Below are 14970 nucleotides of genomic sequence, written 5' to 3' on the forward strand. Positions count from 1 at the left end.
AGGGTGCGTTTATTGGTATTGACGCGCTTATGGGCTCTATACTGTCACTGATTTGCTGTACAAAACGAGGGTACCTCCTTGAACGACATGACCAAAAATCTCATCCTGTGGCTGATCATTGCCGCCGTGCTGTTCACGGTGTTTCAGGGTTTCAATCAGCCGACCAGTAGCGAGACCCTCAGCTACTCGGACTTCGTACGCTCGGTGAAGAACGAGCAGGTCCGGGAGGTCACTCTGCAGGGCCTGAAGGTCCAGGGCACCTACTCCGACGGCAGCACCTTCCAGACGACCCTGCCACAGATTGGCGACCCCAAGCTGATGGATGATCTGCTGAACTCCAACGTGACCGTGCGCAACAAGGAGCCGGAGCGGCCCAGCCTGTGGCATCAGCTGCTAGTGGCCAGTTTCCCGATTCTGATCATCATTGCCGTGTTCCTGTTCTTCATGCGTCAGATGCAGGGCGGCATGGGGGGCGGCAAAGGTGGCCCCATGAGCTTTGGCAAAAGCAAGGCCAAGCTGCTCGGTGAAGACCAGGTCAAAACCACCTTTGCCGACGTGGCCGGCGTGGATGAAGCCAAAGAAGAGGTCAGCGAGCTGGTGGAATACCTGCGCGACCCCTCCAAGTTCCAGCGACTGGGCGGCCAGATTCCCCGCGGTGTGCTGATGGCGGGCCCGCCGGGTACCGGTAAGACCCTGCTGGCCAAGGCCATTGCCGGCGAGGCGAAAGTCCCCTTCTTCTCTATTTCAGGTTCGGATTTCGTCGAAATGTTCGTCGGTGTGGGTGCCTCCCGTGTCCGGGACATGTTCGACCAGGCCAAGAAACAGGCGCCCTGCATCATCTTTATCGATGAAATTGATGCCGTGGGGCGTCACCGTGGCGGTGGTCACGGGGGTGGTCACGACGAGCGTGAACAGACCCTGAACCAGTTGCTGGTGGAAATGGACGGTTTTGAAGGTAATGAAGGCGTGATTGTCATCGCCGCCACCAACCGTCCGGACGTGCTCGACAAGGCACTGTTGCGCCCCGGTCGCTTTGACCGTCAGGTGGTGGTTGGCCTGCCGGACATCCGCGGCCGCGAACAGATTCTGAAAGTCCACATGCGCAAGGTGCCGATTGATGAGCGAGTGGAGGCATCGGTCATTGCTCGCGGTACCCCCGGCTTCTCCGGCGCGGACCTGGCCAACCTGGTGAATGAGGCGGCCCTGTTCGCCGCGCGCGGCAACAAGCGACTGGTCACCATGGAGGAGTTTGAGAAAGCGCGAGACAAGATCATGATGGGCGCCGAGCGCCGCTCCATGGTGATGAGTGAGAAGGAAAAGGAAAACACCGCCTATCACGAGGCCGGTCACGCCATTGTGGGTAAAATCGTGCCCGAGCACGACCCGATCCACAAGGTGACCATCATTCCCCGTGGCCGGGCGCTGGGTGTCACCCAGTTCCTGCCCGAGGGCGACAAATACAGCATGAGCCGCCGGGCTATCGAGTCCAGCATCTGCACCCTGTTTGGCGGGCGGATTGCAGAGCAGATGACCCTGGGGGCGGAAGGCATTACCACCGGTGCGTCCAACGATATTGAACGGGCCACCGAACTGGCACGCAACATGGTCACCAAGTGGGGGCTGTCGGAAAAACTCGGTCCGCTGCACTACGGTGAGGACGAAGGCATGATGCCCGGTACCGGCTCCGCCAACTACTCGGGCGAGACGTCCAAGCTGATCGATCAGGAAGTACGGCGGATCATCGATGAGTGCTACAAGCGTGCTGAGCAGATCCTGCACGACAATCGGGACATTCTCGAGGCGATGAAAGATGCCCTCATGGAGTACGAGACCATCGACGCCGAGCAGGTGGAAGACCTGATGGCGCGTCGCAAGGTACGCCCGCCCCGGGATTGGCACGACGATGACTTCAATGGCCATCTCAAAGGCAAGGGCGGCGAGGCCGACGGCAAGTCAGGCGGCAAGGGCGCCGAGGGTGAAGGCAAAGACAAGCCTATCGGCGGGCCTGCCGAGGACCACTGACCGCTCATCCGGCGGCATTGAGTCTCCATTCTGTTATAATCCCCGGCCATTGTGCCGGGGATTTGTTTTTTCCCGCCCGGTTAATGCCCGATATCGCCCAACCAGTTGGAACCACCGCCCATGCGTTTTGGCGCCCACAGTCTGGACCTGTCTCGCCCCCGTTTGATGGGGGTCCTCAACACCACGCCGGACTCCTTTTCTGATGGTGGGAGTTACTATCAGAGTGGCCGTCTATCCCTGGATTTGGCCCTGAGCCGCGCACAACAGATGCTGGATGAAGGTGCTGATATCATCGACATAGGCGGGGAGTCGACCCGCCCGGGTTCGACACCGGTGAGTGAACAGGAGGAGTTGGACCGGGTGGTGCCGGTCGTGGAGGCGGTGGCCGGTGAACTGGGCGCGTTGGTGTCGGTCGATACCAGTAGCCCCGCCGTCATTCGGGAGTCGGCCCGGGCGGGTGCCGGCCTGATCAACGATGTGCGCGCATTGCAGCGCGAGGGGGCATTGTCCGCCGCCGCCGACTCCGGGCTGCCAGTGTGTCTGATGCACATGCAGGGTACACCCGAGACCATGCAGGAGCGGCCCGAGTACCGGGACCCGGTAGAAGAGGTCAAAGCGTTTCTGCTCCAGCGAGTCGCCGCCTGTAAAGCCGCCGGCATCGGCGCGGACCGGATTCTGCTCGATCCCGGTTTCGGTTTCGGGAAAACCCTGGACCACAATCTGGACCTGCTGCGCCGTCTGGGCGAATTCGAGGCGCTCGGCTACCCGGTGCTGGTGGGCATGTCCCGCAAGTCCATGCTCGGGCATCTTCTGGGTCGGAAAGTGAGCGAGCGCTTACCCGGCAGTTTGGCCCTGGCGATGGTGGCCGCTCAGCGCGGTGCCCGTATTATCCGGGTGCACGATGTGGCGCCCACCCATGATGTTCTGGCGGTCCTGGCGGCGCTCTCGGCCGATGCGCCAACCGCCGATTCACCGTCTACCCATTAAACAGCAAAGCATTTGAACGGGAGCAAGGATCCTATGGCGCGACAGTATTTTGGTACCGACGGCATTCGTGGGCAGGTCGGCGAGCCTCCCATCACGCCCGACTTCATGCTCAAACTGGGTTGGGCCGCCGGTCGGGTACTGGTGGACCGCTTCTCCGGCCCCAATATGATTCTGATTGGCAAGGACACCCGGATCTCGGGCTATATGTTTGAGTCGGCCCTGCAGGCGGGCCTGATCAATGCCGGCGTGGATGTCGGATTGCTCGGTCCCATGCCCACTCCGGGTATTGCCTACCTGACCCGAACCTTCCAGGCTCAGGCCGGTATTGTCATCAGCGCCTCCCACAACGCCTATACCGACAATGGCATCAAATTCTTCAGTGGCAACGGCACCAAGTTGCCCGACGATGTCGAGCTGGCCATCGAGGCACAGCTGAACGAGCCCATGGTCACCGCCGAGCGCCTCGGGAAAGCGCGCCGGATCGAAGATGCCGCCGGGCGCTACATCGAGTTCTGCAAGGGCACCATGCCCTGGGGCTTCAGCCTGCAAGGGCTGCAGATTGCCGTGGACTGCGCCAATGGCGCCACCTACCACATTGCCCCGAGCGTGTTCAGCGAGCTGGGGGCCAAAGTGATTCCGGTCGCCACGGACCCCAATGGTACCAACATCAATCGCGGTTGCGGCTCCACCAAAACCGACCTGCTCAAAGAGAAAGTCATGGAGCTGGGAGCGGATCTCGGTATTGCCTTTGATGGCGATGGCGACCGGGTAATGTTCGTGGATCACCGGGGCGAGATCGTCGACGGCGACGAATTGCTCTACATCATCGCCGATTACCAGCACCGCTATAGCGGTGGCTGTGACGGTGTGGCGGGCACCCTGATGAGCAACTTCGGGCTCGAGTTGGGCCTGAAGAAAATTGGCGTGCCCTTTGAGCGGGCCAAAGTGGGGGACCGTTACGTTATCGAAAAAATGCGTCAGAACGGCTGGACACTCGGGGGGGAGTCCTCGGGGCATATCGTGTGCAGCAATGTCACCACCACCGGAGACGGGATCATTTCCGCTCTGCAAGTGTTGTTAGCGCTCACTACCATGGGCGAATCGCTGAACAAAATCAAAAAAGGCATGCATAAAATGCCTCAGACCATGATCAATGTGCACCGCTCCCGGCAGATCGACCTCGATCAGGACCCCACCATCCAGGCGGCGGTTGCCAGTGTCGAGGACAAACTGGCCGGCACCGGTCGGGTGCTGCTGCGTCCGTCCGGTACCGAGCCGGTGGTGCGGGTCATGGTAGAAGGGGAAGACAAAGCAAAGGTCAAGGAGCTGTGCCAGGAACTGGCCGCTACGGTGGAAAAAGCCCTCAACTAGAAGGGCGGTAGGAGTGCCCGACAGAGGTGCCCTATACTGAAATACGAGAGATAACCAAAGACCCATCAACCAACATGAGAGAAAAGCGGGACCAGAGCACGATTTGGGATTGTATGTTATGCCCAACTTCGCTAACATTGGCGCCCGCTTTAAGGGGGACCCCTTGAGCGAGAGACACAGCCGCCAACGTCTGGTCGTTGGCAACTGGAAAATGAACGGCAGTCTGGCCAAAAACGCCACACTGCTGAACGGTATCACCGCCCAGTGGCAGGGGGCGGACGGTGTCGAAACGGCCCTGTGCCCACCCTATGTTTACCTGAGCCAGGTGGCCGACGCGCTGTCCCACAGCCCGATTGAACTGGGTGCGCAAACGGTCAGCGAGTACTCGAACGGTGCACATACCGGGGAAGTGTCGGGTGCGATGCTGGCCGATCTCGGTTGCCGCTATGTGATCGTCGGTCATAATGAACGACGTCGGATGCAGGGTGAAACCAGCCACCAGGTGGCGGAGAAGTTTTACGCTGCGCAGCAGTCGGGCCTGATCCCCATCCTCTGTGTCGGCGAGTCCGAACAGGAACGGGATGCCGGCATGGCGCTGGAAACCATTGGTCATCAATTGCTGACCGTGGTCAAGCGCGTTGGACTTGAGGCATTTGCGCGTGCGGTGGTGGCTTACGAGCCCGTATGGGCCGTGGGTACCGGAAAAACCGCCAGCCCGGAACAGGCGGAAGAAGTACACCGCTTTATTCGCGCCGAGTTGGGCGAACTGGGGCCCAGGACTCAGATTTTGTACGGAGGCAGTGTCAAACCGGGTAATGCTGAACAACTGTTCGCACTACCGGACATTGACGGAGCCTTGCTCGGAGGCGCTTCCCTGAGCGCCGACGATTTTGTCGCCATTTGCAGAGCCGCCGCCTGAGGGTGCGGCTTTGAAGCAGCGTATCGACTACGCTAGGTTTTAAAGAGTAGAGACGAACACCATGGAAACACTCGTTCTCGTTGTACACATTCTGACGGCCCTGGCCATTATCGGCCTGATCCTGCTTCAGCAGGGCAAGGGCGCGGTTGCCGGTGCCTCCTTTGGCTCCGGGGCCTCCCAGACCGTGTTTGGCAGTCAGGGCAGCGGTGGCTTTTTCACCCGCATGACCGGCATCTGCGCCGTCGTGTTCTTCGCCACCAGCTTCGGTCTGGCGATCATTGCGAAGAACAAAGCCGGCGTTGGTATCGACAGCGACATTCCGTCCGCCGTTGAACAACGCGCTCCGGCCGCTGAAGACTCCGAAGTCCCGGCCGTGGAAGAAGAAAGCAGTGCCGACGAGGTTCCAGAGGTACCGGCCGAGTAATCAGCCGTTTGAAAAACAGTGAGTTTGACCCCTTATAGGCCCAAGTGGTGGAAGGGGTAGACGACGCACAGGGATGTGCTAGTGTCGCGGGAGGCAGGAAGCCGGGAGCGACCACGCGTAGCGTGTCGGGAATCTGGCACGGACTAGGCAGAGAAAGATGCAGTTAGTTTGACCCCTTATATGCCCAAGTGGTGGAATTGGTAGACACGCTATCTTGAGGGGGTAGTGGCGCAAGCCGTGCCGGTTCAAGTCCGGCCTTGGGCACCATTTCGACATCCGATGCCGTCCGGTATCGTCCTAAAAGCCCCGCCATGCGGGGCTTTTTTGTGTCTTTTCAGTCCGTTAGCGTCCGGCAAAATCCATTGCCATCCGAGACCTCTGACGCTACTGTTGACGGTATAATGTCTAGAATGCAGTCTATTGGGACTGATAAACGCGCCTCTCGTGGGATATCAACTATATGACCGATCAGGATTATTTGGAGCGCAAGCTTAAGTCTTACGGCACTCAACTAAATATGAGTGTCCTTGATGGCATTGAGACCTTGCAGGCAGTTGCGTCATTTGATCGCCCGGTAGGTTGCCGGGAGCTGGCTAGGTTCTTGGACTTGGATACTACAAGGGTAAATCGTTTGCTGAGAACCCTGGCGTATGCCGGATTTGTTCGTAAAACTCCAGACCGAAAGTACACTGTCGGGCCTGCTATGCATGTGCTTGCTGCGCAGAGTTTGTTTGCTTCTCACATGGTTTCCTATGCGGTAAAGCCTCTTGAAGAGTTACGAACCTACGATATGGTGGTGGCGATGGGGGTGCTTTGGAGAGACAAAGTGACTTATGTTTACCATGCACTCCCGGGGTTGAGCTCTGTAGAAGCTTTGGGACGCCTTGGTTACTTTCCTGCAACTGCTTCAGGGGTTGGACTCTCTTTGCTGTCCCAAAAGGAAGAGGATGAGGTGGCTCACCTATACCAAGGTAAAGAAATTCCGGGCTTTCCTGATGGTATAGATTCATTGCATGCGAAGCTTGAAGAAATCCGAGAGCGTGGTTACGTCAGGGTTAGGACAAGTTACCAGACCCACCTGCCTGAAGGCTCTGTAACATTGGCTTTGAATATCGGAGAGCCGGCTCATAGTGCTATTGCTTTATCAGGCGACATTCCCGAAGAAAGAACTGCGGAGTTGGTGGCAGCGCTCCGAGGAAAAGCGGCAGAAATTGAAAGTCATATACAATAACCTCCCAAGCTAGCCTCCCATACTTTCCCTCTAAATACCCATTTGTGACTCAGCATATGTTGAGCGATGTTGCTTTTCGTGTGCGATGATAGCGAAAAATTATCACCGGAACTATATTAATAAGAATTTAATCTATATCTAATATAGATCTTATAATTGACAGTGTATCTATTTTAGCTACATAATGGCTTCAAGCTGCAACAATCTGTGGCTGTTCTTCTTCCCGGTGTTTAGCATTAACGGAAGCGGCGGGACTCAATATACGAATAAAGATATGAATTAGGAGAGCCTGTTATGACGGTACAATTATTTCAAAAAACAGTTCTGGCCCGGGTAATGAGCACAGTGTTACTGGCGGGGTTCGCAAGCACTTCCTTTGGACAGCAGTCAAGCAGTACCCCTGATAACGAGAGTTCCTCTACATTGCTTGAAGAGGTCGTAGTTAGAGGGATTAGGGGTAGTTTGAGTGAGAATCTGGATCAAAAAAGGGAAGCTGACACGTTCATTGACGTCATTGTGGCTGAAGATGTCGGCAAATTGCCAGATGACAATTTGGCCGAAACTCTACAGCGCGTTCCCGGGATTCAGGTGGAGCGGGAAGATGGTGAGGGCGTCAATGTCACTATCCGAGGTATCCGAAACAACCGGGTGGAAGTGAATGGTCGCACCCTTCTGAGCCCGTTTGGTCGTGGAACCAATGCCGGTATTATGAACTATTTCCCCTCAGAGATTGTCGGCTCGGTCAGAACCACAAAAGTATTGACAGCCGATATGACTGACGGGGCGCTTGGCGGTACTATCGACATCAAGACCCGTAAGCCACTGGATCGAAAAGGGTTTTGGGGTGGTGCTTCAGTCGAAGGAACACACTCCAGTCTGAATGACGATCAAGGGGTCAAGCTCTCGGCGCAGGTCAGTAACTCGTTCGCAGATGACACCATGGGCTTAATGTTTGGCGTAGTACACGAAGATCGGCCGATAACAGAAGACCGCTTTTACAGCAATGGTGACTGGCGTCAGGGGACCCCATACTCGAACCCGGATAACAACGTGCTTGGCATTACCGACCCCTACTACTACCAGTACGATTTGCGCTATCAGCGCAAGGAGGAAGATCGAGAAAAATCCGCCGTAAACGGTTCTTTCCAGTGGCAGCCATCGGACAATCTCGACTTCAATGCCGACCTTCTTTATGCCGAGTACGATTACGCACGCTCACGCGCTTGGGCGGGCATTATTCTGGATAAGACGCTCGACAACTATGATCCGGACACCATTGTGGTGGACGAAAATGATGCTCGGGTAGCCGGTACCCTAAATACCAAAGTGGAGAGCAATCACGAACGGTATCAGGGAGCCGATAGCTTCCTGACTGGCGGTTTAAATGTGTCATGGGTGGGCGAAAGCGGCTTGGAAGTGTTTGCTGAATACGCTTTCGGTGAGTCCGAAACGACTCGGGATCAGCAGTTCATCCAGTTGTACACATACGGTGAAGACGGGTCTGGAGTTCCGATAAGCTTTGATATTCGAGGTACCGATATAGCCTCGGTGGAGATCCCGGATCTATCGAATCCCGATGATTTTACTGCGTCGACTTTCTATGACTCTCGAAACATTAATGAAGCATCCGAAGATTCCTTCCGGCTTGATGCAACCTATCCGATGGAAGGATTCTTTACTTCAATTAAGGCCGGCCTGCGCTACTCTTCCATTACTGCGGTTACTGCGGAGTATGGCAAGTATGGAGTCTCACCCTATGATAATGCTGAAGTTACGAGTCTTACACGCGCGGGGCTAGGCAATACGGCAGTGCCTGATGCCGAATGGCTCCAGAATGCGGCGGTGGTGGTAAACACATCCGATGTTTTGGCTGGCTCTGGTGCTAATGTACCGAACGAGATTGTAGTGGTGGATACCGACCTCATTGGAGGCGGAGGATTTGGCTTTTCCGATGTTTTCTACGAAGCTCCTGTTTCGCGCTTTCCGAACATGGACTCTGAGGTTGAGGATACTATCCTTTCCTATTACGCGCGCGCTGACTTCGAAGCGTGGGGTTGGACAGGTAACTTCGGGGTACGCTACTCGGATACTTCCACCTCGGTCAATAACTATGCCCTCGTGGGGGCTGAGTACGAGCCTTATGAAGAAGAGGGAAGCTATCAAGATGTGTTGCCAAGTTTGATAGCCAAAAGGGATCTGACAGAAGATCTTGTGCTCCGTTTAGGCGTAAGTGAATCTATTGCGCGCCCTGATACCCGAGTGCTGGGTGCCACAGGAAGGGTTAACCTGATTGAAGATGATCCCGAAACGCCCCAGGATGAATCGGAGGGATCCTCTGCCTCACTGCCAAATCCCGACCTCAAGCCTCAGCGTGGTACGAAATACGATGCCTCGCTGGAATGGTATTTTTCCGAGAACTCGGCGTTGGCTATGGCCCTTTTCTACAATTCCCTGGACCGCCAGATACTCAATGTCACAGAGCCTGGAACCATACCCGGCTATGGAGACCAGATCTTCGCAATCCGCACGCAAGTAAATGGTACAGGCGGAGAGATCAAGGGAATGGAGTTGGCCTTTCAGCATAACTTTCGGGATCTCCCTGGTTTTCTGGGGAATACGGGAGCGTCCATTAACTACACTTATCTTGAAAATACCACCGATGAAATTGACCCTCGCACAGGTGATCCGATTGGTCTACAGGGTGTGTCTGAGAATAGCGTTAACATTCAGCTGTATTACGAGGACGACAAGCTGAGTTCACGACTGCTGTACAACTGGCGAGATGATTATTTTGATCGTCTGGGTTTTGCAGGAGCTACAGCTATTCTTAATAAGGGTGAACCATCTCTGGACGCGTCGATCAAGTATTACCTGACAGACTCAATGTCCATGGAGTTCCAGGCGGTTAACCTACTGGATTCACCGAAGTCGGAATACGCGGGCTGGGAACAGTATGTGGCGACCTACGCCGAAACGGGTCGGCGCTATTCGCTGGGCATTAGCTTCAAGTTCTGACTCACATGAGGGGCTGTGCCGGCCTAGGGTGCCGCCCCTCAGTCAACTCCTAAACTGACTGGATCGTGACGTAATGACATAGTGCAACTATGTAAGTCAGTACTCAGAGGATCGATTATGTATTTACGACACTTTTTGCTGGGCGCTCTGGGCGTCTTTACTTTTTACGGTTGTCAACTTGGCTCGGGGGCGAGTTCCTCGGATGCGGAGACTAGCGTCCGAGCGACAGTTAGCCGTGACTCGGTGACGCTTTACGCCGATGACGGTCAGCCTCAACGGTATGGGCTGGATTTTTACGTATTGTATCGGGAAGATGATCCGAAGATGGAGCTCCGTCCCGCCAACCTTGATTACACTCCCTACAATGTACCCACTTGGCTGGCGGTGGATAGCTCCAAAGCCGACCTGGAAACCGTGGAGAGAGATGCCGCGACTGCAGGCGACGGCTTCGATGCGTCGATCCTGGAAGGCTCTTCCGAAGCGCGCACCGCCAACTATTTCGCCAGTGGTCGAGTGATCGCGGTCAAACCGGATTCCGTGGAGCGCGTGGGCAACACCTTGCATCTGAGCTTTGCGGACCGCGACGAGTTCTCTCTGAAAGCCGAATTGACACTGGAGGGTGCGTATACCTCATTGTCATTCACGCTGGAACCGAAAGAAGCCGGCTTCTTCTCTGTCGGTTTTATGGGGGCGCCCGCCTTTCCCTCCGAGCGTACCGAAGAAATCTGGCAGCCATTAATCTGGCAGGAAAAATCATTTCCGGATCGCTCCTATTTGACGCTTGCTTACCGGGCACCGCTCCCCACCACGCTGGTGCGTTCAGGTGGTATGAACTATGGTTTGGTAGCCGATCCGAAAGAATTCCCATTTAATCCTTTGCCTGTCGCCGATAACAGCCGCTTTGGCGTGGCGTTGAGGAACCCCGACGGCAACGCTCAACCAATGTTGTTTTCGCCGGTTATGGGTGGCTTTGAATCGGAAATGCAACCGGGGGAGCGTTACTCTTTTACGTCACACCTGGTCTCGGAAAAGGCGGATTCCATTACGAGCACTTACGAATCGATTGCTCGTCAACTGTATGGCTTTCGCGATCACAGGAAAAATGGCATTGCCTCGTTGAACACTACTTTCCAGAACATTGTCGATTACTCGCTGACCGAATACGGGTGGTTTGAAAAGGAACTGAAAGGTTCGGCGTACTCCACGGACGTTCCTGATTCCGTTAAAAACGTCAGTAGCTTGAACGCGCTGGGACTGGCGCTGGTTACCGATAGCCGGGAGCTGTTTGAAGATCGCGCCTATCCGACGCTGGAGTATATGCTCTCACGGGAAAAATTTCTCTTCAGTCTGGATCCCGAGCAAAGAATCCAGAATCCATCGCGCAACATGTTTGGCCCCATTGCGCCGATCTCCGAGTTGGGCGCGTTGCACAATATTCTGGGCGGGGCCAATGAATTTTTTACTAGGCTGGCCAGGGATGAGTACAACAGTACACGAATTCGAAACCTGGACGTTAAAGAGAGTGGCGATACCTGGTGGAATGCACTGTGGCTGTACAAAGCCAGTGGTGACGAAACGTACCTGAATCGTGCGGTGGAAGGGGCAGATGCCTACCTGATTTCACGCGTTGAAAAGGGGGCCGGCGAACCGGCCGGCTTCTTCTGGACCCAGTTCACTCCGCGCTTTATCGAGCTTTCAGAGCTTTATGAAATTACTGGTGAACAGCGCTACCTGTCTGCGGCCCGCGAAGTCGCCCGGCATTACACCATGTTTACCTGGATGGCACCGAAAATTCCGGATCAGAAGGTTATCGTGAATGAAGGTGGCAAGGCTCCGCTTTACTGGTACCTGGAGTCTAAGGGTCACAAGCAAATGTACATCGACGAAGAGGCTGTGGACGCTTGGCTGTTGTCGGAAATTGGTCTGACACCTGAGTCGTCCGGCACGTCATCGGGGCATCGCGCAATTTTTATGGCCAACTACGCCCCGTGGCTTTTGCGTATTGGCTACTACGCGGACGACACCTTTTTGCAGGAAGTGGCCAAAGCCGCCATCATCGGACGCTATGAAAACTTTCCGGGGTATCACATCAATACCGCCCGGACCAGCATCTATATGAAAGAGTCGTATCCTATGCATCCATTCAAGGATCTGAGTGTCAACTCGTTCCACTTCAACCATATTCTCCCGATGGCCTCGATGCTGCTGGATTATCTGGTTACTGATGTGTTTGTGCGTACCCACGGTCAGGTGAACTTTCCCTCCGAGTACATTGAGGGATACGCCTATTTGCAAAACAAATTTTACGGTCACGCACCGGGCGTATTCTACGGTGAAGGGGGAGTTAACCTCTGGATGCCGAAAGGACTGCTGGATATCGATGATATTGAACTCAATTACATCAGTGGCTTTAAAGACAACGCACTGTACCTCGCCTTTACCAACCAGTCCGACAAAACAGTCTCGGCGCGGGTGCAACTGAACGATGCACTGGTGGACATAGCAGATTCGCTCTCGGTGACCCGCTGGCGGGAGAACCGCCTGGTCGGCACCGATTCGGTCGTTGGTGATACGCTGAAGGTGCAAGTAGCGCCCGACGGAATCACGGTTGTTAAAGTGGAAGGAGCTGTAGCGAAAACCGCATTCCGTCATAACTTCACTGGCCAACCCGAGGTCGTGCACAACGATTATCAGGAGCTTGACGTGGGTAACGCTCGAGCGATGTTGATTCGTCTGGGAGGTTACGGTGAGCGCGCGTATATCTACCTGAGAGATGACGACAGCAAAGTCGCTTCCGCCACCTTGCACTATACCGATACACAGGGTCGTGCGCTGTCCATGACCGATGATGAATTCCCCTATGAGTTCACGGTGGACCTGCCGTCCGAAGCGTCCGGTTTAATGTTTGAGCTGGAGACACGTGGTGTGGACGGTCGCGTGCGACAAAGTGGCCCTATAACGCTGGGTCAATAAGAGCGAGAGCTTTCCCGGGGAGCTTTGAGCTCCCCTTTTTTTGTGCGCCCGGCACGGGCGCACTCCTGGAGGTGCAAGTCCTCCCGTGAGCTGGCCACAGCGAACGAAGTGAAGCGCAACTGCGGAAGGGCGACCGACCGTGGGGAGGAAGCGTGGATCGTAAACCGTGAGCCGATGAACAAGAATCGGATACGAGGCACCGCCAAGCAGGGCGAGCGGGCAAGAAGCCGCGAAGCTCTTGTGGCCAAGGCGAGGGGGTGTATATCCGGCGGTTGTGCGGTGAAGGAGTGTGTTCTTACCCGGGGAGATCTCGCCTTATGCCTGAAAGGGCGACGTGGCAACACGGAGCGAGAAGTCAGCAGAGGCCATAGTAGCTGCTAATACAGGGCGAAGGGCCAAACGAGAAGGAGCGTCAAACGCCTTGTCGATGAATACTGTACGGCATCAGATGCCCGCGCCAGCGGGGCGGGTCGCACAACGCGAAGGTGAAGCCTTGGCGAAGGCGACCAGCGATGAAACAGGACTCCCGCGACAAGAGTCGGAGGGCGCAGGGCGAGACCTGCTTGTGCAGGCACTCGCACGCGAGAATATGCAGCGGGCATGGAAGCGCGTGAAGGCCAACAAAGGATCGGCCGGGGTGGACGGTCTGGACATTGCCCAGAGCGCTGAACACCTGCGATGGGCATGGCCGGCGCTCAAACAGCAACTGCTGGAGGGCACCTATCGGCCACAGCCCGTTCGTCGGGTAGGCCTCCCGAAACCGGATGGCAGTGAACGGGAGTTGGGAATCCCCACCGTCACCGACCGTCTGATTCAACAGGCACTGTTGCAAGTGCTGCAACCGCTGATTGATCCCACCTTCAGCGAGCACAGTCATGGCTTCCGTCCGGGCCGCCGGGCCCACGACGCCGTGTTGGCGGCGCAACGCTACGCCCAGCAAGGTCGCCACATCGTGGTGGATGTCGACCTGTCGAAGTTCTTCGACCGGGTCAACCACGACATCCTGATTGACCGCCTGAAGAAACGCGTGAACGACCCCGGTGTCATCCGGCTGGTTCGTGCGTACCTGAACGCGGGCATCATGGACGGTGGTGTGGTGATGGAGCGGCACGAAGGCACGCCGCAGGGCGGGCCACTGTCGCCGCTACTGGCCAACGTCCTGCTGGACGAGGTGGACAAAGAGCTGGAACGCCGGGGGCACTGCTTCGCCCGCTATGCGGATGACTGCAACGTCTACGTCCGCAGTTACAAAGCGGGCGAGCGGGTCATGCGCCTGCTACGCCGGTGCTACAAGAAGCTGCGTCTGGTGATTAATGAAACCAAGAGCGCGGTGACCAGTGTGTTCGGTCGCAAGTTCCTCGGTTATGCCCTATGGCAAACGAGAGAAGGAGAAGTCCGGCGCGCGGTATCGGCCAAGGCGGTGCAGGCGTTCAAGCTCAGGGTCAGGCAACTGACCCGAGGGTCAGTGGGGCGCAGCATGGAGCAGGTGGTGGAAACGCTCTGTCGTTACTTGTTGGGGTGGAAGGGCTACTTCAGGCTGGCGCAAACACCGCGTATCTGGCGATCGCTGGATAAGTGGATACGCCGACGCTTGAGAGCCCTGCAACTGAGGCAGTGGCGTCGGGGCAAGACGATCTATCGGGAGCTTCTAAGGCTTGGGGCGAAACCCGAGGTGGCGCAATCGGTGGCGGCACTGAGCCGTCGCTGGTGGCACAACAGTCTATCCGCCATCCACACAGTGCAAACCGTTGCCTACTTCGATCGGTTGGGTGTGCCGCGACTCGCGTGAAACCTCAACTTCTTGAACCGCCCGGTGCGGACCCGCATGCCGGGTGGTGTGGGAGGGGCGGAACCTGATGGTTCCCCCCTATCCCGATGCTTTTTCCGGTCCCCTGGAGGGCGGGGAGGTAATATCTCGCTTTACAAATATCTTTTATAGATACATAATTGGTGAGTGGGTGGCGTCCTCTCCGAGTGCCATTCACGGGTAATTCCACAATAACGAGTTGCGGGAGACGCGAGGGTGAA

9 protein-coding genes and 1 tRNA gene are annotated in these 14970 nt (G+C 56.2%); all 10 read left to right on the plus strand.

Going from position 1 to position 14970, the window contains the following annotated elements:
• Nucleotides 1–87: 87 nt before the first annotated feature.
• The 10 genes from ftsH (at nucleotide 88) to ltrA (ending at nucleotide 14731) form a co-directional block, all read left to right on the plus strand.
• Nucleotides 88–2022 carry an ATP-dependent zinc metalloprotease FtsH gene (gene ftsH / locus OOT55_RS00255; protein ID WP_265368859.1) on the plus strand — a complete coding sequence of 645 codons (1935 nt, stop codon included), beginning with the start codon at nucleotides 88–90 and terminating at the stop codon, nucleotides 2020–2022.
• Nucleotides 2023–2142: 120 nt separating this feature from the next.
• Nucleotides 2143–3009 carry a dihydropteroate synthase gene (gene folP / locus OOT55_RS00260; RefSeq protein ID WP_265367200.1) on the plus strand — a complete coding sequence of 289 codons (867 nt, stop codon included), beginning with the start codon at nucleotides 2143–2145 and terminating at the stop codon, nucleotides 3007–3009.
• Nucleotides 3010–3042: 33 nt separating this feature from the next.
• Nucleotides 3043–4380 (plus strand): phosphoglucosamine mutase, encoded by a 1338-nt coding sequence (gene glmM, locus OOT55_RS00265; protein WP_265367201.1) that lies wholly within the window; start codon nucleotides 3043–3045, stop codon nucleotides 4378–4380.
• A 118-nt stretch (nucleotides 4381–4498) separates the two neighbouring features.
• Nucleotides 4499–5299 (plus strand): triose-phosphate isomerase, encoded by an 801-nt coding sequence (gene tpiA, locus OOT55_RS00270; protein WP_265367202.1) that lies wholly within the window; start codon nucleotides 4499–4501, stop codon nucleotides 5297–5299.
• A gap of 61 nt (nucleotides 5300–5360) precedes the next feature.
• Nucleotides 5361–5723 (plus strand): preprotein translocase subunit SecG, encoded by a 363-nt coding sequence (gene secG / locus OOT55_RS00275; protein WP_265367203.1) that lies wholly within the window; start codon nucleotides 5361–5363, stop codon nucleotides 5721–5723.
• A 182-nt stretch (nucleotides 5724–5905) separates the two neighbouring features.
• Nucleotides 5906–5990: transfer RNA gene (locus OOT55_RS00280), tRNA-Leu, on the plus strand.
• A gap of 193 nt (nucleotides 5991–6183) precedes the next feature.
• Entirely contained in the window at nucleotides 6184–6954 is a 771-nt protein-coding gene (locus tag OOT55_RS00285; protein WP_265367204.1) for an IclR family transcriptional regulator, read from the plus strand.
• A 294-nt stretch (nucleotides 6955–7248) separates the two neighbouring features.
• Nucleotides 7249–9969: a TonB-dependent receptor gene (locus tag OOT55_RS00290; protein WP_265367205.1), complete on the plus strand. Its 2721-nt coding sequence runs from the start codon at nucleotides 7249–7251 to the stop codon at nucleotides 9967–9969.
• Nucleotides 9970–10104: 135 nt separating this feature from the next.
• The gene (locus OOT55_RS00295) at nucleotides 10105–12942 is read left to right on the plus strand and encodes a hypothetical protein (protein WP_265367206.1); all 2838 of its coding nucleotides are present in this window, start codon (nucleotides 10105–10107) and stop codon (nucleotides 12940–12942) included.
• 427 nt (nucleotides 12943–13369) lie between these two features.
• Entirely contained in the window at nucleotides 13370–14731 is a 1362-nt protein-coding gene (ltrA, locus tag OOT55_RS00300; protein WP_265368832.1) for a group II intron reverse transcriptase/maturase, read from the plus strand.
• Nucleotides 14732–14970: the final 239 nt, after the last annotated feature.

This window comes from Marinimicrobium sp. C6131 (assembly GCF_026153455.1).
GTDB lineage: Bacteria > Pseudomonadota > Gammaproteobacteria > Pseudomonadales > Cellvibrionaceae > Marinimicrobium.

Coding starts and splice junctions, on each gene's coding strand:
- ftsH (WP_265368859.1), top strand. CDS start 88: ATGACCAAAAATCTCATCCTGTGGCTGATCATTGCCGCCGTGCTGTTC.
- folP (WP_265367200.1), top strand. CDS start 2,143: ATGCGTTTTGGCGCCCACAGTCTGGACCTGTCTCGCCCCCGTTTGATG.
- glmM (WP_265367201.1), top strand. CDS start 3,043: ATGGCGCGACAGTATTTTGGTACCGACGGCATTCGTGGGCAGGTCGGC.
- tpiA (WP_265367202.1), top strand. CDS start 4,499: ATGCCCAACTTCGCTAACATTGGCGCCCGCTTTAAGGGGGACCCCTTG.
- secG (WP_265367203.1), top strand. CDS start 5,361: ATGGAAACACTCGTTCTCGTTGTACACATTCTGACGGCCCTGGCCATT.
- OOT55_RS00285 (WP_265367204.1), top strand. CDS start 6,184: ATGACCGATCAGGATTATTTGGAGCGCAAGCTTAAGTCTTACGGCACT.
- OOT55_RS00290 (WP_265367205.1), top strand. CDS start 7,249: ATGACGGTACAATTATTTCAAAAAACAGTTCTGGCCCGGGTAATGAGC.
- ltrA (WP_265368832.1), top strand. CDS start 13,370: ATGAATACTGTACGGCATCAGATGCCCGCGCCAGCGGGGCGGGTCGCA.